The following is a 21,329-nucleotide window of genomic DNA, read 5'->3' as shown; positions in this document are numbered from 1 at the left end:
CCACCGCTGTCGCCGGCAAGCCGCCGCCCACAGGGTCGCAGTGCCTGTGGGCCTGAGGCTTACCGCTGTAAAAGCGATCTGCTCAGGTCCAGTGGCTGCACAAAGCCTGTGTCGAACCAGCCTGAAGGTATCAGCCGACCCTGCAGCGGCTCCCTGAAGTCTTTTTCATAAAAAAGTGCGAACCCGTGTGTACCAGGCGGCTCAGACCCTGAGTAACCCACGCAAACGGGAGGCAACATGCACTATCGACAACTCGGCCACTCGGGCCTGCTGGTCTCGGAACTGGTGTTTGGCACCGTGCCCTTTGGTGGCCGCGACAGTTTCGAAAAATGCGGCAGCGTTGACGTGCCAATGGCCAGGCGCCTGTTCGACATCGCGTTCGAGGCCGGGGTCAACCTGATCGACACCGCTGACCTGTATTCTCACGGCCTGGCCGAGGAAATCACCGGCAAGGCACTGGGCAGCAAGCGCAATGACATTCTATTGGCGTCCAAGGCGCGCAGTCCGCTGGACGACAACCCCAATAACTCCGGAGCCTCGCGCTACCACTTGATCCGTGCCTGCGAAGCCAGCCTCAAGCGGCTGAACACCGACCATCTGGACCTGTACCAATTGCACAACTGGGATGGCCTGACGCCCATCGAGGAAACCCTCGAAGCATTGGATCATCTGGTCAAGTCCGGCAAGATCCGTTATTTCGGCACCAGCAATTTCACTGCCTGGCAGATGATGAAAACGCTGGGCAAGGCCGAGCTGCACGGGATGGTCAAGCCCATCACCCAGCAGATCTATTACACCCCTGAATCGCGCGAGGCCGAGTACGAACTGCTGCCGCTGGGCATTGATCAGTCGGTGGGCACGCTGGTCTGGGGCCCGATGGGCGAAGGCCTGCTGACCGGCTCGACCCGCCGCGGCCAACAGCCACCGACCGGCACCCGGCAGGGCAACGACTGGCCGGAGCCCTACGTGCACGACCGCGAGCGTGCACTGGACATCATCGAAACGATGGCTGAGGTCGGCGAGCAACACGGGGTGTCGGTGGCACGGGTGTGCCTGGCCTGGCTCAAGGATCGACCGGGGATTACCTCGCTGATCGTCGGTGCCCGCAATGAACAACAGTTGCAAGACAGCCTGGCCGCCGCCGACCTGCAACTGACGCCCGAACAGACCCAACGCATTGAAAACGTGTCGCGGCGCCAGCCGTTGTACCCGTACTGGCACCGGGTGATCGCCGGCATGGACCGTATCGACCCGGCCGAGCAGCCGTTCCTGGATGAGCAGCGCCAGACCCTGGAAGCACGCAAGGACAAACCCCGCGCCTGAACAAACGGGCCGGTGCCGATCACGTCACCGGCCCGCAGGGTCATCACTCTTTGCTCAGGTCCACCAACGGCGCTTGCCGCACTTCTGTCGCACGCCCGTCCTGAATCGATGTGACCTGTTGCAAGGCCTTGTCCACCGCCGGTTTGTCGGCCAGCAAGGCGTAGCTGATGCTGAACTGACGCTGTTGTTTGGGGCCTATGGTCGGCACCAGGTTCAGCGGCCGCTGGTAACGGCGGTTGTAGGAAAAGCTGGTGCCCGGCTCCAGCCCGGTGACATAGCCCTGGCCGAGCGTATCGGTGTTTTTCCACAACGAGAACACCGGCAACTGCTGGACATTGAAGCCCACTGCAACGCCGAGGCTGGCCGCTTTGTTGTGCAACACGGTCAAGGTATCGCCCTTGGCGTCGCCATAGGGCACCACGTTGTAGACGGTTTCATCGTAGTCCGGCGTCGGTGCGCGATAGGTCTGCCAGTCGCCCAGGTCAGCCTTGGCCTTGTCGTTGAAGGGCGACACCTGTTTGACCGGTGCCGCAAAGCGAGCGCCCTCTTCCAGAAACGGTGTGCTGAAGTTGCTGTGGTACAGCGCCTGGTATTCCTTGGGGTAATCGCCGTTGTTGGTCAATGTGTCATTGAGCACAAAACGCGCCGCCCCAGGTTCGGTGACCAGTTCGGTTTGCACGCTGAAGTCGACTTTCTTGAACGCCTGCTCTTTCAGCTCGCCACGTACATGAATGGCATACGGCGGGGTTTGGTCGATATGCACGGTCACCTTGCTGGCCGGGATGTTCGCCGCGCGACCGTGCAAGGTCAGCAACTCGCCGTTGTCCATGCCCGGATGGCCGACCCACTCATAACCACAGCGGGTCACCAGCTCGTTGAAGCCTTCAAGCCAGCCCAGGCCGCCACGACCGTTAAGTTCTATGAACGCCGGGTTGACCACTTCCTTGACCGGCGAATCCCAGCCCATGCGCGCGTTGCCAACCTGGGCACTGAGCACATTCATGCCCCGCGTCGGCACCAGTGTCAGTTTCATCGTGCCGTTATCGATATCGATCAGGCTCACGCCTTCCTGACGGCCGCCATGCAAGGTGCGCATACTGATTGAAAAGGGTTTGTCGACCTTGACGCCAAGCTGCTCGCTGGTAATAAGCACATCGCTGGCGGGCTTGTCGCTGTCGAGCAGCACAAAGTCCCAGGCAACCGCGTGAGCACTGAGGGAAAAGGCGGCAATGGCCGAGGCAACAGAAAGCAGTTTCATGAGCGGATCCTTTCTTGGAATTATGATTTGCCGAAGAAGGTGAATCGATTCAGCGAAAAAGCAGTCTAGCGCCATTTTCAGCGGCGGTGTAGCCGGCAGACGCCACTTCACGGCACAAAAACGAAGCCCACCTTGCGGTGGGCTTCGTTTGTAGAGGCCTGTAGCGTCTTTGGGCCTGAGCCGGCAAACCGCTGAGTCGACACCGGCTTCGATCTGGACGTGCCACCGCTATCGCCGGCAAGCCGCCTCCCACAGGGTCCAGGGTGCCTGTCAGGCTCGTGGGCTACAACCAGCCCTTGATCTGCCGGCACACCGCCTCGGTGGAAATGCCGTAGCGGTCGTGCAGGGTCGGCAAGGCACCGGCATCCAGGAAGGCGTCGGGCAAGGCGATCTGGCGGAAGGTCGGGGTCACGCCGTTGCGCAGCAGCACGCCGGCCACCGCCTCGCCCAGGCCACCGATGATCGAGTGGTTTTCCGCCGTGACCACCAGGCGTCCCGGTTTGCGCGCTTCGGCCAGGATGGTCTGCTCGTCCAGCGGCTTGATGGTCGGCACGTGCAGCACCGCGACGTCCACGCCATCGGCGCGCAGTTGCTCGGCCGCCTCCAGGGCGCGCATGGTCATCAGGCCGCTGGCGATCACCAGCACGTCGTTGCCGGGGCGAATGACCTGGGCCTTGCCGATCTGGAACTTATAATCGTAGCGGTCCAGCACCAGCGGCACATTCCCGCGCAGCAGGCGCATGTACACCGGGCCCTGGTGGGCGGCGATGGCCGGCACGGCCTGTTCGATTTCCAGGGCATCGCACGGGTCGACGATCATCAGGTTGGGCATGGCGCGGAAGATCGCCAGGTCGTCGGTGGCCTGGTGGCTGGGGCCGTAGCCGGTGGTCAGGCCCGGCAGGCCGCAGACGATCTTGACGTTGAGGTTCTCCTCGGCAATCGCCATGCAGATGAAGTCATAGGCGCGCCGTGAGGCGAACACCGCGTAGGTGGTGGCGAACGGCACAAAGCCTTCGCGGGCCATGCCGGCAGCGGCGCTCATCAACAGTTGCTCGGCCATGCCCATCTGGTAGAAGCGATCCGGATGGGCCTTGGCGAAGATGTGCAGATCGGTGTACTTGGACAGGTCTGCCGACAGGCCGACGATCTCCGGGCGCTGCTCGGCCAGCGCAGCCAGGGCATGACCGAACGGTGCCGAACGGGTAGCCTGCCCTTCGCTGGCAATGGAGGCGATCATCGCCGAGGTGGTCAGGCGTTTCTTGCCCGGTTCGGCGGCGGTGTGCTTAACGGTACTCATACGGTTCTCCCGGCTTGAAACCCGGCATCAAGGTTGTCCAGTGCGATGTCCCATTCGTTTTCGTCGACGCGGATGAAGTGGGTTTTCTCGCGGCTTTCCAGAAACGGCACGCCCTTGCCCATGCGCGTGTCGCAGATGATCACCCGTGGCTGGGCGCCAGGGTGGTCGCGGGCGGCGTCGAAGGCCTTGACCAGAGCGTCCAGGTCGTTGCCGTCCACCCGCTGGGTGAACCAGCCGAACGCCTGCCAGCGGTCGACGATGGGCTCGAAGGCCAGCACTTCGCTGGAGTGACCGTCGGCCTGCTGGTTATTCACATCGACGATGGCGATCAGGTTGTCGAGCTTCCAGTGCGAGGCGGACATCACCGCTTCCCAGGTCGAGCCTTCGTTCAGCTCGCCATCGGACAGCAGGTTGTAGACGAACGAATGGCTGGCCTTGCGCTTGAGCCCCAGGCACGCCCCCACCGCAATGCCCAGGCCCTGCCCCAGCGAGCCGCCGGTGATTTCCATGCCCGGCGTGTAGGCGGCCATGCCCGACATCGGCAGGCGGCTGTCGTCGGCACCGTAGGTGTCCAGTTCATCCAGCGGGATGATCCGGGCCTCGATCAGCGCCGCATACAAGGCAATGGCGTAGTGGCCGATGGACAGATAAAAGCGGTCGCGGCCTTCCCATTCCGGGTCGTGCGGGCGCAGGTTCATGGCATGGAAGTAGGCCACGGCCAGCAGGTCGGCGGCGCCCAGCGCCTGGCCGACGTAGCCCTGGCCCTGGACCTGGCCCATCAGCAAGGCATGGCGGCGAATGTTATGGGCCCGTTCGGCCAGGCTTACCGTGGTGTTGGATGACATTTCAGCGCTCATTGCAGTGAACTCCTCGAATTAGCGATTGACCAGCGCCGCCGGGACCCGCAGCACCAGCGTGGCGCCGAACACCAGCACACCGGTGATCAGGTACATGCCGATGGCACTGGAGCCGGTCTGGGTGGTAATCCAGCCGATCAGGTACGGCGAGCAGAACCCCGCCAGGTTGGCAAAGCTGTTGACGGCGGCGATGCCGGCGGCGGCCGACACACCGCCAAGCAAGGTGGTGGGCAGCATCCAGAACAAGGAAGACGCTGAAAGGATGCCGGCCGCAGCCAGGCACAGGCTCATGATCGAGAACAACAGGTTGCCGCCCAAGGCGGCCGCCAGGCTCAGGCCGGCAGCCCCCAGGATCATCGGGATCACCAGGTGCCAGCGCCGCTCCTGATGCTTGTCGCCGCTGCGCCCGGCCAGCAGCATGGCGACGATGGCGCACATGTACGGCAGGCTGGTGAGCATGCCGATCTTCAGCGGGTCGGAAACACCGGCGTTGCGCACCAGGGTCGGCAGCCAGAAGGTGATGGCGTACTGGCCCATGACCACGCAGAAGTAGATCCCGGCCAGCAACCACAGGCGACGATCACGGATGAACTCGCCGACCGAGGCGTGGGTGACCTTCTGCCGGTTGTCTTCTTCAAGCTCTTTGTTGACCAGCTCTTTTTCTTCGGCGGTCAGCCAGGTGGCCTGGTGCACGCCGTCCTTGAGGTAGCCCAGCACCATCAGGCCGACCACCACGGTGGGAATGGCCTCGATGACGAACATCCACTGCCAGCCGGCCCAGCCATGTACCCCGGCAAAGGCGTTCATGATCCAGCCCGACAGCGGCCCGCCGACCATGCCCGACAGCGGAATGGCGACAAACCACAGCACGGTCATCTTGGCGCGGCGATACGACGGGAACCAGTAGGTGAGGTACAGCAACAGGCCAGGCGCCAGGCCGGCTTCGGCAACGCCGAGCAGAAAGCGCAGCACATAGAACTGCCAGGCGGTTTCGACAAAGGCGAACAGGGCCGAAATGAGGCCCCAGGTGATCATGATCCGGGCGATCCAGATGCGTGCGCCGACCCGGTGCAGGATGATGTTGCTGGGCACCTCGCACAGAAAATAACCGATGAAGAACATGCCGGCGCCCAGGCCGTAGACCGCCTCGCTCAGGGACAGATCGTTCATCATCTGCAGCTTGGCGAAGCCGACGTTGACACGGTCCAGGTAGGCACACAGGTAACACAGCATCAGAAACGGCATCAGCCGCCAGGCGGTCTTGCGGTAGGCGTTGGTACGCACGGACGCCGCCGCTTCAAGGGACAGGGTAGTCATGAGGGTCTGCTCTATTTGTTGTTATGGACCGCCGTATCCTGGCCGGCGCGTATGACAGGAATCGTCACCGGGCCGGTCGGCTACGGCTGGAGCTTCATGCTTATCAGTGGATCAACATGCCGCCGTTGACGTCCAGCGTAATGCCCGTCAGGTACGACGACAGGTCGCTGGCCAGGAACAGCGCCGCATTGGCCACATCCTGGGCCTGGCCCAGGCGACCCAGCGGGATGCCGTCGATGATCGCGTGACGGCGCTCATCCTGCATCAGGCCGCCGGTGATGTCGGTGTGGATCAGGCCGGGGGCGATGGAGTTGACCCGCACGTTGTCCGGGCCCAGTTCACGCGCCATGGCCTTGCCCAGGCCCAGCACGCCGGCCTTGGCGGCGCTGTAGTGCGGGCCGCCAAAGATGCCGCCGCCACGCTGGGCCGACACCGAGGACATGCACACGATGCTGCCCGATTGCTGCTGGCGCATGGTCGGGATCACCGCCTGGGACATGAGCAAGGTACCGCGCAGGCTGACGTCCAGCACCTTGTCGTAGTCGCTGTGGCCGATGTCGAGCAGTTTGAGCGGCTGGGTGATGCCGGCATTGTTGACCAGCACATCGATGCGCCCGAAGCGTTCAAGCACGGCGGCCACGGCAGCCTGCACCTGCGCCTGGTCGGCGACGTTGGCGGCCAGGCCCAGATGACCTTCGCCCAGGGAAGCGGCGGCGTCGCGGGCAGCGGCCTGATCCAGGTCGAGAATGACCACGCGGGCGCCCTGGCGGGCAAAGGTTTCAGCGGTGGCGCGGCCAATGCCGCGGGCCGAGGCGGCGCCGGTGATGATGGCGACTTTATCTTGCAGAAGCATGGGGGCATTCTCCCGATTGTTTTTATAGGGTCGACTCGCTTCGAATCGTGGACACAGCTTGTGCCCCGCCCCAGGCCTGAGCAATATCGTGCCTTTCAGCAAGTGCTGAAAAAAATTCAGCACTCGCTGCCCGGCCATGGCGATCATTCACCTCGCACCGAACCTGATGCAGGAGCGGCTTTAGCCGCGAAGCGGCGGCCGTGACAAAGCGGCGCCTGTTTCCCGGCGCAAGCGGATCGCCGCCCGGCCGCTCCTGCAGGCCCATGAAAACCACAAGGAAAACACCCCCATGCCCACCCCCTCCGACGCCGTCTTCAACCTGCCGCCGCTCAAGGCCATCCAGGCGTTCGAGCAGACTGCGCGGTTTGGCAATGTCGCCCGCGCCGCCGAGCAACTGAACCTCACGCCGTCGGCAGTCAGCCATCAACTGGCCAATCTCGAGGCGCTGATCGGTCGTCAGTTATTCCTGCGCAATGCCCGAGGCGTGACCCTGACCCCGGTGGGCGAGCAGTACCTGGCGGAGATTTCCGGCATCCTGCACAGCTTTGCCGTGGCCACCGAGCGCGCCAGCAGCGACGTCAGCCTGGACTGCCTGCGCCTGCACGCCTCGCCCAGCTTCGGGTTTCTGTGGCTGATGCCACGCATCGAAAGCTTTCGCCAGAGCCACCCGGACATTCAGATCAATCTGTCGTGCTCCTACGAATCGCTGCACTTCAGCCGCGACAAGATCGACGTCGACATCCGCCACGGCCAGCCGAACTGGCCGACGCTGGAAGTGCGCAGCGTGCGCAACGAGCACCTGGCGGTCATGGCCTCCCCCGCCTTACTGGCCAGGCGCCCGGTGCATGAAGCCGCCGACCTGCTGGGTTCGCCGCTGATCCTGTCCGAAGCCACGCTGATCAACTGGCCGCAATGGTTCGCCATGCATGGTCTGTCGCGCCCCGACAGCCCGTACTCGTTAAGCTTCGACCGTTCGTACATGTCGATGGAAGCGGCGCGCCTGGGCCTGGGTTTTGCGCTGGAAAGCACCCTGCTGGCCCGCGCCTTTATCGAGCGCGGCGAGCTGGTGGTGGTCGAGCCGCAGCGCCTGAGCGTGCCGATCAGCGCACACCACCTGGTGTTCCCCAAGGCCCATGCCGGATTTCCGCGGGTCAAGCGCTTTCTGGAATGGATGAAGACCGAACTGGGCGGTGATTTCAGTTATTGAGCCGGCGCCGGGCGGTACAGCAGCACGCGATAGCACGCCAGGCAGATCAGCCAGTCCAACAGCAGGGTCCAGACGTTGTGCGACAGAAAGTGGGCGCCTTGCAGCATGCGCCCAAAGGAAAACACCGCACCCAGTCCCAAGGCCAGCGCCAGGGCCCAACGTGCAGCGCGGGGATGGCGGTCACGCAGAGCGAAGAACAGCGCCAGCAAGGAAAACCCGGTGGACGCATGCCCGCCCGGCCAGCACAGCCCGGGCTTGAGGCTGGGCGCCCGCGGGCTGAGCAGCGGCGTGTGGGTCTCGACACCGCCGAACTCGGTCAGGCTCCAGGGGCATTGAACCTGGGTCAGGGCCTTGAGCGGGGTGACAATCGCCGTCGACAACCCCATGGCCAGCACCACATAGCCCAGGGGTCGACGCCATACGCGCAATGCCGCCACCCGCCAGCTCAGTACAAAGCCCAGCGCCACCAGCAGCACCAGTGCAATCACCGCCTGTTTGGCACGGTCATGCAGCACGTTTTCCAGCCAGTAACTGTGTGCGCCGACAAACCCCTGGCCCGGCACATAGAAGTGCCGGGTGATCGCGAAGTCCAGTGCCGTGGGGTCAAAGATCAGCAAAAGCACCATCAGAGCCACGGCAAGGCCCGCCCACAGATGAAAGTTGAAAGGCCGTGAAGCCGTAACCGGAACTGTTTCAGTCATGCATGAAGCTCCGCAATGTCGCGTAGGAAATTTTTTAACAGCCATCGTTCAGGATTGCTGTGCAAACTCTACGCATGACATCCTGAAGCCTGAGTGAACGAGATGTGAGAAAAGTGTCCGCGCACGACCGACAAGACCCGTTTCAGAGTAAATGACATTTTTCTCACATTTCATTGACACGGCCCGCACGCTGTTTTGACTAATCTCCAGCCTGACCGATCGTTCGCCGACGCCTGCACACGACATTAACGATAATGAAAATACTTGTGATTGAAGATAACCGTGATATTCACGACAACCTCGTGGAGTTCTTTCAGCTCCGGGGGCACGAAGTCGAAGGCGCACTGGATGGCTTGAGCGGATTGCACCTGGCCGCCACCCGGCCGTTCGACGCCATCGTGCTGGATATCATGTTGCCCGGCATCGACGGCAACAAGATCTGCCACGGCCTGCGCCAGCACTCACGCTCTGAGGTTGCCATCCTGATGCTCAGCGCCCGCGACACCCTGGAAGATCGCCTGGTGGGGTTCGATGTGGGGGCCGATGACTATGTCACCAAGCCGTTTGCCATGACCGAGGTCCTGGCCCGGCTTGAAGCCATCGTCGCCCGGCGCCTGGGTCAGCGCGGTCATCGCGTGCTGCAGGTGGCAGACCTGCGCATGGACCTGGACACCCTTGAAGTGCATCGGGCCGGCACCGCGATCAAGCTCAACCCTTCGCACCTGAAACTGCTGGAACTGCTGATGCGCAAGAGCCCGCACCTGGTCAGGCGCCAGGAACTGGAGCACGCCTTGTGGGGCGACGACCGTCCCAAGAGCGCCAGCCTGCGCAGCAACATTCATATCCTGAGGCGCGCCCTGGATGGCACGACCGAATGCGGGCTGCTGCACACCGTGCACGGGCTGGGCTACAAGCTGGGTGCAGCTTGAGGTATCGCACGGACCGGTAGGAGCGCGCTTGCCCGCGACCGAGTGCGCTAGCGCTCGCAAAATCTCGGAAACGCTGAAAATCTACAGCGAATGACCGCAAAATCTCGGAAACGCTGAAAATTTACGACTGCTACGCAGCCGGTCGCGGGCAAGCGCGCTCCTACAACACGGAGCAACAGCGTGGTGTCAGTCCGGCACCGGCCCCACCTGCACTAACGCTCATGTTTCATTCGTACGAACCTGATAACACCGCACTACGTTTAACACCATAGCCACCCTCTTGCGCAGTATTCCATCATGTTGAATATCAAGCCCGTTCGTCCCGAGTTTGTCACCGTACTCGCCAGTCTTTTTTTGCTGACCGGTTTCAATACAACGTTGTGGCACCACCTGCTCAGTATTACCGGCGCCGACAGCAACGGTTATTTATTGCCCTTGGTATTCGCTACCCTGCTGTTTATTGTGTTCAACCTGCTGTTGACATTAGTTGCCTTCAGGCGGGTGTTGAAACCGGTGCTGGTGGTGTTATTCATGCTGGCCTCGGGCGTGCTGTATTTCATGAACCAGTACGGTGTCATGCTCGACGCCGGCATGTTTCGCAACCTGATCGAAACCAACACCACCGAAGTGCTCGACCTGCTCTCGTTCAAGTTGTTCATGTACCTGGGCCTGCTGGGCGTACTGCCGTCCTGGCTGGTGTGGAAAATGCCGATCCGCTACCGCCGCTGGCCGGCCGAGTTGCTCAGCAAGGGGCTGATCGGTATCACCTGCGCGGCGCTGATGGCCGGGGTGGCCTTGCTCAACTACCAGGGACTGTCATCGTTGCTGCGCAATCACCACGAACTGCGCCTGATGATCGTACCCAGCAATTTCGTGGGCGCCGCCATCAGCTATGCCCACGAACAAATCGTGTCGGCCAAGGCACCGTTCAACACGCTGGGCGCCGATGCCCGGCGCAGTGCCGATGCCCTGGCGCACCCGCGCAAATCCCTGACCGTGCTGGTGATCGGCGAAAGCGCACGGGCCGAGAACTTCGGTCTGCTGGGCTACGCCCGTGATACCACGCCCGAGCTGGCCCGCGAAGGCGATGTGATTGCCTTTGGCAACGTGTACTCGTGTGGCACCGAAACCGCCGTCTCGGTGCCCTGCATGTTTTCCAACATGGGTCGCAAGCACTATGACGCGGCCACGGCGCGCCGCCAGGAAGGGTTGCTCGATGTGCTCAAGCGTGCCGGCTACGACGTGATCTGGCGTGACAACCAGTCAGGCTGCAAGGGCACCTGCGATCGGGTCACCGTGCAGGATGTCAGCAACGAGAAGGATGCCGGCCTGTGCGCCGGCCACGAATGCCGGGATGCCATTCTGCTGCGCGACCTGCAGGCCGACATCGATCACCTGCAGCACGACACCGTGCTGGTGCTGCACCAGATGGGCAGCCACGGTCCGGACTACTTCAAGCGCTACCCGAGCGAGTTCGAACGCTTTACCCCGGTATGCAAGAGCAACGCCCTGAACGATTGCTCGCGCGACAGCATCGTCAATGCCTATGACAACACGTTGCTGTACACCGACCATGTGCTGGCCAGCCTGATCGACATCCTGCGCAAGAACCAGGGTACGGTCGACACGGCCATGCTGTACCTGTCGGACCACGGGGAATCGCTGGGGGAATACAACCTGTTCCTGCATGGCACGCCATACATGCTGGCGCCGGAACAGCAGCGCCATGTGCCGATGCTGGCGTGGTTTTCCGACAGCTACCGGCAGTCGTTCGGCATCGATACCGACTGCCTGCTCAAGACCCGCAACGACGCCTTGAGCCAGGACAACCTCTTTCACTCAATGCTCGGGTTGCTCAGCGTCACCACCGACGTCTACAGCCAGCCGCTGGACATGTTTGCCCAGTGCCGCAACGTCAAGGCAAAGGGCTGATCACCCCCGTCAGCGGCTCGGCTTGCGTGCTGGCAGGCCGGGCCGGCGCTTGCAAGGCCGGGCGTCCGTAAAAGAGCAAGGCCACCAGCAGCGTACCGAGCCAGACGAAAATCCCCGACCACAGCGTGTGCGAGACATAGTGCCAGCCTTGCAACACGCGTGTGGTGCCATACACCCAGCCCAGCACCATCACGATGACCAGCACGGTATTGGCCCGTTGCCAGCGATGCCGGCGGGCCACGAAGTACAGCGCAAACAGACTGAATGCGCTGGACGCATGCCCGCCCGGCCAGCAGCGGCCGGCACCGGCCTCTGCAAACCACCGGAAGTTGTCGAACCAGGCCCTGTGCAGCTCGGCACCGCCATAAAGCGTGGTTTCGACCGGGCAATACACACTGGTGTGGCTTTTCAGGTAATGGATGAGCCCGGTGCTCAGCGCAAAGGCCACAACAATGAAAAGGAAGTCGCGTCGATGCAGGAAAAACCACTGCAACGTACCTGATACACGCACCGGCCATTGATTGCTGTGGGCTTTAAGCCGCGGCCAGGCAAACGACAACAGCGCACCGATGAGCGCAAACTCCCCTGTCCAGTCAGGCAGGATCCTGGCCCAACGGTGGGTGATGTTTTCAAACAAGCGGTTGTGTTCCAGTACAAAACCGCTGACCGGGTCGTACAACCGGTCACTGATGGAGCGGTCCAGAGCGGTCAGGTCGAAGACGAAAAAGACTGCCAGGGCCAGCAACAGCGGAAGCCCCAGGTACGTGCGATAAAACGCCCAGCGCGCTGTAGAGACGTTCATCAGTTGATGCTCCCGCCCGTGACCCGGGCCCACTGCGCAGCATCGAGCTCACCGAGAATGCTCGGTGCATGCACGCCGTCCACTTGCACAAACACGGCCTGGGCATAGTCACTGGAGCGCTGGCCGGCACGCACGCCCATCTTGCGCTCGAATTGATCGATGCAACCGCTGTGGGTCATGAGCACCAGGTTTTCATGGGCCTTCTTGTGCACCAGCACAGCGTCCTTGAAGTCGGACTCGCATTTGCCTACCCAGACCTGGGCCGCCACATGCCGGCCGCCAATCAGGTCGGCGGTCTGGCGTGTACGGGTCATGGGGCTGGCCAGCAGGCGGGCGTGGTCAAGGCCCAGCGCCTGCAAGCCTGCGCCGACCGCCTGGGCGGCGTATTGGCCATTGATCGTGATGCCATCGAGCGGGCCCAGACAGGCATCGGCAGAGCGGTCGCAACGCTCGGCGTGGCGGATCATCACCACCACACGGCCTTGTTGCCATTGTTGTTGCAAACCCGACCAGGCCGATCCGCTACGACTCAGGTCTATCACCGTGGTCGAGGTCAGCCACCAGCCGACCAAGGCGGCCAGCGTGACCACGGCGACGGCCAGCGCCATGACCATGGTCAGGCGACCGGGACGCCAGGCGCGTCGTTGTAAAACACCGGACAAAGGACTGTAAGCAATATGACTGGCCAACGCGTGGCTCCTGTTCAAGAACACAATGGCCGGCACGTTAAGGCGCTCGCTGTTTCAGACGGGTCAATACGATGTGAAAAAAAGGTCCGGCGGGATGATTCGTCTCCCGCCCATACAGCCGGCAAGAACGATGTCAGTAACGTGATAGTTCGTTGGCGGACTTTTCACTTAAATTTGATAAATCCCTCCCTACAGTGCGCGGCATCGCCAACTGAGTCATTCCCATGCCTGATATTAAACCGGTGCGCCCCGAGCGGGTGACCGCGCTCGCCAGTGTGTTCTTGCTGATCGCCTTTAACCTGCCGTTGTGGCGGCATCTTTTCGATATTACTTCCGCCGATACAACCGGCCTGCTAGTGCGGGCCTCGTTCGCGCTCATGGTGGCGTGCGTGTTTAATATCGTGTTGACACTGGTGGCGTTTAAACGGATTTTCAAACCGGTGTTAATCAGCCTGTTCATGATCAGTTCGGCCATTACTTATTTCATGAACCAGTACGGTATCGTGATCGATATCGGCATGTTGCGTAATACGGTAGAAACCAACACCACCGAAGTACTCGGGCTCATGTCCCCCTGGCTGTTCTTATACATGGCCCTGCTGGGTGTATTGCCTTCGTGGCTGCTCTGGAAAACCCCTGTCGACTATCGCCCCTGGCCCCGCGAACTGCTGTTCAAAGGCTTGATCGGCATGGGCTGCGCACTGCTGCTGGGTACGGTCGCACTGCTCAACTATCAAGGCCTGTCATCGCTGTTTCGCAACCATCACGAGTTGCGCCTGCTGGTCACCCCCAGCAACTATCTGAGCGCCACGTTCAGCTATGTACGCGAACAAGTCAGCAGCGCTCAACAGCCCTTTAACCGCCTTGGCGAAGATGCGCGGCGCACGGCGCAATGGGACAAGCATTCGCGTAAATCCCTGACCGTTCTGGTGATCGGTGAAAGTGCCCGTGCCGAGAACTTCGGCCTGCTCGGCTACTCCCGTGACACCACCCCGCAACTGGCCCGCGAAAACGATGTCATCGCGTTTGGCGATGTGCATTCGTGCGGCACCGAAACCGCCGTCTCCGTGCCGTGCATGTTTTCCGGCATGGGCCGCCAGTCTTACAACGCTGCTACGGCCAAAAACCGCGAAGGCCTGCTGGATGTAGTGCAACGTGCCGGTTTCGATGTGATCTGGAGGGATAACCAGTCGGGCTGCAAAGGCACGTGCGACCGGGTTCAGTTCCAGGATGTCAGCAACATGAAAGACCCGACACTGTGTGCCGACAATGAATGCCGCGACGAGATTCTGTTACGCGATGTACAGGTCGATATCGACCACTTGCAGCGCGACACCGTGCTGGTCTTGCACCAGATGGGCAGCCACGGCCCGGAATACTACAAGCGCTATCCAAAGGCGTTCGAGAAGTTCACCCCGGTGTGCGAGAGTAATGCACTGAGCGACTGCTCGCGTGAAAGTATCGTCAATGCCTACGACAACACGCTGCTGTACACCGACCACGTACTGGCCAGCCTGATTGATGTGCTGCGGCGCAATCAGGACAAGGTCGACACGGCGATGCTCTACCTGTCTGACCATGGCGAATCACTGGGCGAGTACAACCTGTTTTTGCACGGCACGCCGTACATGCTGGCACCGGAGCAACAACGGCATGTGCCGATGCTGGCGTGGTTTTCGGAGAATTATCAGGCTGAATTCGGGATCGATACCCGCTGCCTGATCAAGGAACGCAACAAGCCGCTGAGCCAGGACAACCTGTTTCATTCGATGCTGGGCTTGTTGGGGGTCCAGACCCAGGTATATGACCCGGATCTGGATCTATTTGCAGCGTGCCGTGGCCGTTAGGCTTCCAGCGCGCGAACCCGTTCGCGGCGGCTTTCTTCTTCGGTCTGCTCGGTCGGTTGCAGCTCGAAGTCGAACTCGATCTCGGCAAAGCGCCCTTCTACGCCGCGTGCGGCGCTGCGCTGGGCATCGTCGATGAAGTCGATCTTGGCAATCAGCTCATCACGGGTGGCGTAGGCGAAGTCGTCATGCAGGTACGGGTCGCCGTCCAGGTTGATCTGGGTGGTCAGGTGACGGTGGCCCGGTGCCGAGATGAAGAAGTGGATGTGCGCCGGACGCTGGCCGTGACGGCCCAATTGATCGAGCAGGCTCTGGGTCGGACCGTCCGGCGGGCAGCCGTAGCCGGAGGGCACGATGCTCTGGAAGCGATAGCGGCCCTGGTCGTCGGTCTGGATGCGGCGGCGCAGGTTGAATTCGGACTGCGAAGGGTCGAAGTACGAGTAGGTGCCGCCGGTGTTGGCGTGCCAGACGTCAACGATGGCGTTGGCCAACGGCTGGCCGTTGACATCACGGACCTGGCCTTGCATGAACAGCAGGGTGCCGGCGTCGGTGCCATCATCCAGGCGCGCTTCATGCAGGCTCAGCGGAGCGCCGGCCACATACAGCGGGCCTTCGATGGTGCGCGGGGTGCCGCCGACATGGCCGGCCTGTTCGTCCTCGGCGTCCAGCAGCAGGTCCAGGTAGTGCTCCAGGCCCAGGCCGGCGACCAGCAGGCCGGCTTCCTGTCGCGAGCCCAGTTCGTTGAAATAGTTGACCGCTTTCCAGAACTCTTCCGGGGTGATCTGCAGGTCTTCGATGATCTTGATCGAGTCGGTGAGGATGCGGTGAACCACGGTTTTCATCCGCTGGTTGCCGGCTTCCTGGTCAAAACCCGAAGCGTTTTCGAAGAACTTCTGCACTTCTGCGGTGTGGGCAATGCGTACGGTCATGATGGCTTTTCCTCGTCATTATTCTTGTTCAGGCGTGGTGCGTAATCGCGGCTGGAGCGGTTTGCGGCTGGCGCGGTTCGCCGCCCGGCCGCTCCTGCAAACGAAGCCTTATCAACGGTCGTCGTCGTGGACCGAAGACGGATGCCGGCACAGCGGCGTGACTTCGATGTCCATGTACGGGTACAGCGGCAATTGCATCAGGGTGTCGTGCAGCGCCTGGTTGTCCGGCACGTCGAAGACACTGAAGTTGGCATACAGCCCGGCAATGCGCCACAGGTGACGCCAGGTGCCTTCGCGCTGCAGGCGCTGGGCCAGTTCCTTCTCATCGGCCTTGAGGCGGGCGGCCTGCTCGGCGGGCATGTCGGCCGGCAGTTTGACGGTCATGCGCACATGAAAAAGCATGGTGAGGTTCCTTTTCGTTCAGGTTCAACGACGCGCAAAGCGCGCCAGGCGTTGTTCGTCGATTTCAAGGCCCAGGCCCGGTGTGGTCGGGATCAGCAACTGGAAGTCGCGGTACACCGGCGACTCGACCAGGATGTCCTCGGTCAGCAGTAAAGGCCCGAACAGTTCGGTGTGCCATTCCAGCTTGTCGAGGGTGGCAAAGGCATGGGCCGAGGCCAGGGTGCCGATGCTGCCTTCGAGCATGGTGCCGCCGTACAGGCCGATACCGGCTGCCTCGGCAATTGCGGCGGTGCGCAGGACGGCACGCGGGCCACCGGTCTTGGCGATCTTGAGGGCGAAGATCGGCGCGACGCCCTGTTGTGCCAGGGCGAAGCTGTCCTGGACCGATTCGATGGCTTCGTCGGCCATCAGCGGGATCGGGCTGTGGGCGTTGAGGCGCACCATGCCGGCACGGTCAAAACGCGACAGCGGTTGTTCGATCAGCTCGACACCGGCGTCGGCCAGGCGGCGGCTGGCGGCAATGGCCACCGCTTCGCTCCAGGCCTGGTTGATGTCGACCCGCACGCTGGCGCGGTCGCCCAGGGCTTTCTTGATCGCGGCCACGTGAGCGATGTCGCGGCTGACATCGCCAGCGCCGATCTTGAGCTTGAAGTGCCGGTGACGGCGGCGGTCGAGCATCTGCTCGGCTTCGTCGATGTCGCGTCCGGTGTCGCCGCTGGCCAGGGTCCAGGCCACTTCGACGCCATCACGCACCCGACCGCCGAGCACTTCGGCCACCGGCAGGCCCAGGCGTTTGCCCAGGGCATCGAGCAAGGCGGTTTCCACGGCGCTGCGGGCGAAGGTGTTGCAGCGAATGCCACGGTCGACCCGTTGCATGGCGGCATTGAGGTTGCTGGCGTCCTGGCCGATCAGCAGGGGCGCGAACCAGGTGTCGAGGTTGACCTTGATGCTTTCCGGGCTTTCGCCGGCATACGCCAGGCCGCCGATGGTGGTGGCCTCGCCGACGCCAACGATGCCGTCACTGCAACGGATGCGCAGGATCACCAGGGTCTGGCCGTGCATGGTGTGCATGGCCAGCTTGTGCGGGCGGATGGTCGGCAGGTCGACAATCAGGGTTTCAAAGCTTTCTATTGTTATCGCGGCGGTCATGGGGCTGTCCGGCTCGTCAGGGTGATCATGGCTGCATGATTGACGCTGTCGGCGCACAGGGTCCAATATTGATTAAGTCTTGCTTCATACCCAGGAGGTATCGTGGAGCTGCGTCATTTGCGTTACTTCAGAGTCGTGGCCCAGACCCTGAATTTCACCCGCGCCGCCGAGCAGTTAAACATCGCCCAGCCGCCGCTGAGCCGGCAGATCCAACAACTGGAAGAAGAACTGGGCGTGGAACTGCTGGAGCGCTCCAGGCCGCTGCGCCTGACCGAGGCCGGGCGGTTTTTCCACGAGCATTCGGCGCAGTTGCTCGAGCAGCTCAAGCGCATCAGCGACGATACCCGCCGGGTTGCCAGCGGCAGCAAGCGCTGGCTGGGCATCGGCTTTGCACCCTCGACCCTGTACGGCCAGTTGCCGGAGCTGATCCGTCGCCTGCGCGGCTTTGGCGACGTGGAACTGGGCTTGTCGGAGCTGATCACCTTGCAGCAGGTCGAAGCGCTGAAAAGCGGCCGCATCGACATCGGCTTCGGGCGCATGCTGTTCGACGATCCGGCCATCACCCAGGAAGTGCTGCGCGAAGACCCACTGGTGGCCGCCCTGCCCGCCGGCCACCCGCTGCTGGCCGGCCCGGTCAGCCTGGAACGCCTGGCCGCCGAGCCGTTCGTGCTCTATCCCGGCAACCCACGGCCCAGCTACGCCGACCATGTGCTGGGCATCTTCAATCGCCAGGGCCTGAAGATTCGCGTGGTGCAAACGGTCAATGAATTGCAGACGGCCATCGGGCTGGTGGCGGCCGGCATCGGCATCACCTTGGTGCCCGCCTCGGTGCAGCGCCTGCACCGCGATGACATTGGCTACAGCGAGCTGCTCGACAGCAGCGCGACCTCGCCGATCGTGATCAGCTGGCGCGCCGGGGATGGGTCAGAGTTATTGAGGCAGTGCTTGCGCGAGGTCAAGGAGATGTAGCGGGCATCATACAAGCGTGAGCAGGGTACAGTCCGATGCCAGACCCGAAATCCAGTGCCACATCAAACCTGTGGGAGGCACGAGCCCTGGGGCAACATCAATCCGGTCGGTGGCGCCTGACAGGGTTGGGGCCAGTCCTTTTCTCCCCCCAACCCCGCCTGTTCAGATCACAAGGTCCACTTCAGCGACACCATCAGGTTGCGCGGGTCGCCATACACGCCGCTGCCGGAACCGGTAGGAATGCCCTGCCAGTATTTCTCGTCGGTGACGTTATTGAGATTGATACGGCCGTCCCAATGCTCGTTGAAGCGGTAGCCGGCCATCAGCCCCAGCACGGCATACGCGTCCTGCGTGGCATAACCGCTGCCGACCACGTTGAAGGTTTCGCTCTGGGCAAACACGTCGGCTCCCACGCGCCACTTTTCCAGGCCGCCGCTCAGGTTGTAGCTCGTGGCGGCCTTGAACAGGTGCTTGGGCTGGTTGGGCGCAAACAGGCGGCCTTCATTACGCTCGTTGGCGTCCTTGACGTACTGGCTCAGCACGTAGGTGTAGGACGCGGAAAACTGCCAGTCCGGGTTCAGGGCGCCGGTCAGTTCGGCGTCGATGCCACGGCTGCGCACTTCGCCGGCGGCTTCGTAGCAGGTGCGGTTCTGCGCCTGGCAAGCGGCAGGCTGCGAGGTCAAGGCATAAGCGCGGTTTTCCTGGGTCATGTCGAACAAGGCCAGCGAGGCGTTGAGGCCACCGTTGAAGTATTCGCCCTTGATACCGATTTCGTAGCTTTCGCCGGTCATCGGGTCGAGCACCGAGCCGGCGCTGTTCTGCTCGCTTTGCGGCTTGAAGATCTCGGTGTAGCTGGCGTACACCGAGTAGGTGTCGTTCAGGTCGTAGATCACGCCGGCGTAGGGGGTGACTTCCTGGGTGACCTTATAGGCATCGCCGCTGACGCGGTCTTCGTAGTCAAACCAGGTCAGGCGGCTGCCGATGATCACGTGCAACGGATCGATCGGGTTCAGGCGCACGGCGCCATAAACGCTTTTCTCGGTGCTGGTGTTACGCGTCGCGTAAGGCGTGCAATCGCTCAGGGAAGGCTTGCCGATTGCGCTATGGCTGAAGTTGTAGGGGTCGATACGCGTACCGGCGTTCCAGAAGCCGCCGACCTGGTCGAATTTCTCCTGCCGGCGGCTGGTGCCCAGCACCAACTCATGTTCGCGACCGAACAACTGGAAAGGCCCGGACAACGTAGCATCAATGTTGGTCTGGGTGTCGTTGTTCTGGTACTGGCCAGAGTACTGGGAAAGATCGCTGCCGGAGTACAACAGGTAATTGGAAAACGTATCCGCCTCGGCCCAGATCTTCTGCGCCGCCACCTTGGCGGTCCAGCCGTTATCAAAGCGGTGGGTGATGTCGGAGAACAGGCTGTAGTTGTCCTTGTCCCAGTACGACCAGTCGTTGCTCAGGAAGGTCGAGCGCGACAGGCCCAGGTCTTCGCCGTTCGGGCCGCTGGGCAGGCTGCCCCAGTCGGAGGTGTTGTCATCACGCTGCTTGGAAGCGCCAAGGGTCCAGGTGGTGCGGTCGCTCAGGTCGGCCTCGACAATGCCGAAAAAGGTCTGGCGGTCATTCTCGCGCACATCCTGGAAGCTCTTGTCGCTCTGCCCGGCCGCCACGACGCGGCCACGCAGGGTGCCGGACTCATTGAGCCTGTTCGAGGCATCGACTTCAAGGCGATAACGGTCCCAACTGCCGGCGCTGGTGGTCACGCTGACCCGGGGCGTGGCGGTCGGGCGCTTGCGCACCAGGTTGAGGGTGGCCGCCGGGCTGCCGGCGCCGGTCATCAGGCCGGTGGCACCGCGCACCACCTCGACCCGGTCATACATCGCAAGGTCGGCGCCGGAAATGGTGTCCTGGGTAAAGCTGCCCACCGTGGTCGGCAGGCCGTCGTACATCAGGTTGTCGATCTTGAAGCCGCGCGACAGGTATTCCAGGCGGTCCGAGCCGTACTTGCGCAAGGTGATGCCGGGGGCGTACTTGACCAGGTCGTTGAGGTCGTTCATGCCCTGGTCTTCGATGCGCTGGCGGGTGATCACGCTGACCGACTGCGGGGTTTCGCGAATCGACAGCGGCAGCCTGGTCGCCGTGCTCATGGCACCCGTGGTGTACGACTGCGTGCCTTCGGTGGTCGCAGCACCCTTGAGACTGCCCTGCGCATTGATGTTCACGCTGTCCAGGTTCACGGTGCCGGTCACCGGCTCGGTGGTCATGGCCGGGGCGGCGAAGGCATGGGCAAGAAGGAACGGGGCATCGTGTTTTCCTACAGTGAGCGGTGCAAGGGCTTGCGAAAGGCGGCGAGGTTAACATCCTTTAACAACAGCAAATAGCAACGATTAGCAATTACATGCGCATCTTGTCGGATTAATCGTTACAAGTTGTACGACATCCCTCCTCCGCTGAAACCATTGAGCCAGAGCCTTTATCTTCGATGCCTTTGATTAAAAACCACGGGGCTTGTATCGCGCCGTCCTCCCTGACGGGCCAGGACCTATCCAGAACCGCACCCATCACCCAGCCTCTTAATCAATTTTTTGCATAAACAATGACTTTATAATTATTTATTTTCACTATTAGGTTATTCCTAAAAAGAATTTCCAAGACGTTTTTTATAAATATACGATTCAATCCAGACCACCGGGACACGCTGCAAAGCATTCATCCCGTCCCCTAACCGGCCACCGCCGGACAGTGCGCAATACCCGAGCGACTTCACCACCACCGCATCGCTCCAGAACCCTCAGACACGCGCTGCACCGCTCACACCAGCGGGCAGGCACCAAAGCCAAACAGGCCATGCCGCCACACAGCGGTATCGTCAACGCT

General features: G+C 62.0%; 18 protein-coding genes. 6 read left to right on the top strand and 12 right to left on the bottom strand.

The features are described 5' to 3' along the window. The first annotated feature begins 237 nt into the window (after positions 1-237). Positions 238-1,323 (top strand): aldo/keto reductase, encoded by a 1,086-nt coding sequence (locus tag DGA31_RS26470; RefSeq protein WP_109514509.1) that lies wholly within the window; start codon positions 238-240, stop codon positions 1,321-1,323. Positions 1,324-1,366: 43 nt separating this feature from the next. Here the strand turns inward: DGA31_RS26470 and DGA31_RS26465 are convergent, their stop codons facing one another. From DGA31_RS26465 to DGA31_RS26445, 5 genes are all read right to left on the bottom strand, one after another. Beyond that, positions 1,367-2,581, bottom strand: coding sequence for an aldose 1-epimerase family protein (locus DGA31_RS26465; RefSeq protein WP_109514508.1), 1,215 nt, complete (start codon positions 2,579-2,581; stop codon positions 1,367-1,369). Between the two features lie 283 nt (positions 2,582-2,864). Further along, positions 2,865-3,878, bottom strand: a complete 1,014-nt coding sequence (locus DGA31_RS26460) for a transketolase family protein (RefSeq protein ID WP_109514507.1) — start codon at positions 3,876-3,878, stop codon at positions 2,865-2,867. Beyond that, a complete protein-coding gene (locus tag DGA31_RS26455) occupies positions 3,875-4,735 on the bottom strand; it encodes a transketolase (protein WP_109514506.1) in 861 nt (286 codons plus the stop codon). Before DGA31_RS26455 ends, DGA31_RS26460 begins: the two co-directional genes overlap by 4 nt. Positions 4,736-4,753: 18 nt before the next feature. Continuing rightward, positions 4,754-6,052: an MFS transporter gene (locus tag DGA31_RS26450; protein ID WP_109514505.1), complete on the bottom strand. Its 1,299-nt coding sequence runs from the start codon at positions 6,050-6,052 to the stop codon at positions 4,754-4,756. A 103-nt stretch (positions 6,053-6,155) separates the two neighbouring features. Continuing rightward, on the bottom strand, positions 6,156-6,905 hold the full coding sequence (locus DGA31_RS26445) for an SDR family NAD(P)-dependent oxidoreductase (protein ID WP_056837894.1): 750 nt from the start codon (positions 6,903-6,905) through the stop codon (positions 6,156-6,158). Between the two features lie 289 nt (positions 6,906-7,194). Between DGA31_RS26445 and DGA31_RS26440 the strand changes: the two genes are divergently transcribed. Continuing rightward, positions 7,195-8,112, top strand: a complete 918-nt coding sequence (locus DGA31_RS26440; protein ID WP_109514504.1) for a LysR substrate-binding domain-containing protein — start codon at positions 7,195-7,197, stop codon at positions 8,110-8,112. Here the strand turns inward: DGA31_RS26440 and DGA31_RS26435 are convergent. Further along, the gene (locus DGA31_RS26435) at positions 8,106-8,813 is read right to left on the bottom strand and encodes a phosphatase PAP2 family protein (protein WP_109514503.1); all 708 of its coding nucleotides are present in this window, start codon (positions 8,811-8,813) and stop codon (positions 8,106-8,108) included. The genes DGA31_RS26440 and DGA31_RS26435 overlap by 7 nt on opposite strands. Positions 8,814-9,067: 254 nt before the next feature. On the opposite strand from DGA31_RS26435, the gene DGA31_RS26430 reads away from it, so the two are divergent. Next, entirely contained in the window at positions 9,068-9,742 is a 675-nt protein-coding gene (locus DGA31_RS26430; RefSeq protein WP_056837890.1) for a response regulator transcription factor, read from the top strand. Positions 9,743-10,039: 297 nt separating this feature from the next. Continuing rightward, a complete protein-coding gene (locus tag DGA31_RS26425) occupies positions 10,040-11,674 on the top strand; it encodes a phosphoethanolamine transferase (RefSeq protein WP_109514502.1) in 1,635 nt (544 codons plus the stop codon). Here DGA31_RS26425 and DGA31_RS26420 read toward each other — a convergent pair. Both DGA31_RS26420 and pmrG read right to left on the bottom strand, forming a co-directional pair. Further along, positions 11,658-12,476 carry a phosphatase PAP2 family protein gene (locus DGA31_RS26420; RefSeq protein WP_109514501.1) on the bottom strand — a complete coding sequence of 273 codons (819 nt, stop codon included), beginning with the start codon at positions 12,474-12,476 and terminating at the stop codon, positions 11,658-11,660. The two genes, DGA31_RS26425 and DGA31_RS26420, sit on opposite strands and share 17 nt — an antisense overlap. Beyond that, positions 12,476-13,090 (bottom strand): lipopolysaccharide core heptose(II)-phosphate phosphatase PmrG, encoded by a 615-nt coding sequence (gene pmrG, locus DGA31_RS26415; protein WP_109514500.1) that lies wholly within the window; start codon positions 13,088-13,090, stop codon positions 12,476-12,478. Before pmrG ends, DGA31_RS26420 begins: the two co-directional genes overlap by 1 nt. 299 nt (positions 13,091-13,389) lie before the next feature. Between pmrG and DGA31_RS26410 the strand changes: the two genes are divergently transcribed. Then, positions 13,390-15,012, top strand: a complete 1,623-nt coding sequence (locus DGA31_RS26410) for a phosphoethanolamine transferase (protein ID WP_109514499.1) — start codon at positions 13,390-13,392, stop codon at positions 15,010-15,012. Here DGA31_RS26410 and catA read toward each other — a convergent pair. From catA to DGA31_RS26395, 3 genes are all read right to left on the bottom strand, one after another. Beyond that, positions 15,009-15,938, bottom strand: a complete 930-nt coding sequence (catA, locus tag DGA31_RS26405; RefSeq protein WP_056837884.1) for a catechol 1,2-dioxygenase — start codon at positions 15,936-15,938, stop codon at positions 15,009-15,011. The genes DGA31_RS26410 and catA overlap by 4 nt on opposite strands. 111 nt (positions 15,939-16,049) lie before the next feature. After that, positions 16,050-16,340 (bottom strand): muconolactone Delta-isomerase, encoded by a 291-nt coding sequence (gene catC, locus DGA31_RS26400; RefSeq protein WP_056837883.1) that lies wholly within the window; start codon positions 16,338-16,340, stop codon positions 16,050-16,052. A 24-nt stretch (positions 16,341-16,364) separates the two neighbouring features. Beyond that, entirely contained in the window at positions 16,365-17,489 is a 1,125-nt protein-coding gene (locus DGA31_RS26395; protein ID WP_109514498.1) for a muconate cycloisomerase family protein, read from the bottom strand. A gap of 102 nt (positions 17,490-17,591) precedes the next feature. Here DGA31_RS26395 and DGA31_RS26390 point away from each other — a divergent pair, with 102 nt between their 5' ends. Beyond that, complete coding sequence (locus DGA31_RS26390) at positions 17,592-18,458, top strand: LysR family transcriptional regulator (RefSeq protein WP_056837879.1); 867 nt, start codon at positions 17,592-17,594, stop codon at positions 18,456-18,458. A 167-nt stretch (positions 18,459-18,625) separates the two neighbouring features. Here the strand turns inward: DGA31_RS26390 and DGA31_RS26385 are convergent, their stop codons facing one another. Further along, positions 18,626-20,716: a TonB-dependent siderophore receptor gene (locus DGA31_RS26385; protein WP_109514497.1), complete on the bottom strand. Its 2,091-nt coding sequence runs from the start codon at positions 20,714-20,716 to the stop codon at positions 18,626-18,628. Between the last annotated feature and the right edge of the window lie 613 nt (positions 20,717-21,329).

The organism is Pseudomonas ovata (assembly GCF_003131185.1).
Lineage (GTDB): Bacteria > Pseudomonadota > Gammaproteobacteria > Pseudomonadales > Pseudomonadaceae > Aquipseudomonas > Aquipseudomonas ovata.
Note: the sequence above shows the minus strand (reverse complement) of the source record. Positions and strands in the feature narration are given on the sequence as shown.

Coding starts and splice junctions, on each gene's coding strand:
- DGA31_RS26470 (WP_109514509.1), top strand. CDS start 238: ATGCACTATCGACAACTCGGCCACTCGGGCCTGCTGGTCTCGGAACTG.
- DGA31_RS26465 (WP_109514508.1), bottom strand. CDS start 2,581: ATGAAACTGCTTTCTGTTGCCTCGGCCATTGCCGCCTTTTCCCTCAGT.
- DGA31_RS26460 (WP_109514507.1), bottom strand. CDS start 3,878: ATGAGTACCGTTAAGCACACCGCCGCCGAACCGGGCAAGAAACGCCTG.
- DGA31_RS26455 (WP_109514506.1), bottom strand. CDS start 4,735: ATGAGCGCTGAAATGTCATCCAACACCACGGTAAGCCTGGCCGAACGG.
- DGA31_RS26450 (WP_109514505.1), bottom strand. CDS start 6,052: ATGACTACCCTGTCCCTTGAAGCGGCGGCGTCCGTGCGTACCAACGCC.
- DGA31_RS26445 (WP_056837894.1), bottom strand. CDS start 6,905: ATGCTTCTGCAAGATAAAGTCGCCATCATCACCGGCGCCGCCTCGGCC.
- DGA31_RS26440 (WP_109514504.1), top strand. CDS start 7,195: ATGCCCACCCCCTCCGACGCCGTCTTCAACCTGCCGCCGCTCAAGGCC.
- DGA31_RS26435 (WP_109514503.1), bottom strand. CDS start 8,813: ATGACTGAAACAGTTCCGGTTACGGCTTCACGGCCTTTCAACTTTCAT.
- DGA31_RS26430 (WP_056837890.1), top strand. CDS start 9,068: ATGAAAATACTTGTGATTGAAGATAACCGTGATATTCACGACAACCTC.
- DGA31_RS26425 (WP_109514502.1), top strand. CDS start 10,040: ATGTTGAATATCAAGCCCGTTCGTCCCGAGTTTGTCACCGTACTCGCC.
- DGA31_RS26420 (WP_109514501.1), bottom strand. CDS start 12,476: ATGAACGTCTCTACAGCGCGCTGGGCGTTTTATCGCACGTACCTGGGG.
- pmrG (WP_109514500.1), bottom strand. CDS start 13,090: ATGGTCATGGCGCTGGCCGTCGCCGTGGTCACGCTGGCCGCCTTGGTC.
- DGA31_RS26410 (WP_109514499.1), top strand. CDS start 13,390: ATGCCTGATATTAAACCGGTGCGCCCCGAGCGGGTGACCGCGCTCGCC.
- catA (WP_056837884.1), bottom strand. CDS start 15,938: ATGACCGTACGCATTGCCCACACCGCAGAAGTGCAGAAGTTCTTCGAA.
- catC (WP_056837883.1), bottom strand. CDS start 16,340: ATGCTTTTTCATGTGCGCATGACCGTCAAACTGCCGGCCGACATGCCC.
- DGA31_RS26395 (WP_109514498.1), bottom strand. CDS start 17,489: ATGACCGCCGCGATAACAATAGAAAGCTTTGAAACCCTGATTGTCGAC.
- DGA31_RS26385 (WP_109514497.1), bottom strand. CDS start 20,716: ATGACCACCGAGCCGGTGACCGGCACCGTGAACCTGGACAGCGTGAAC.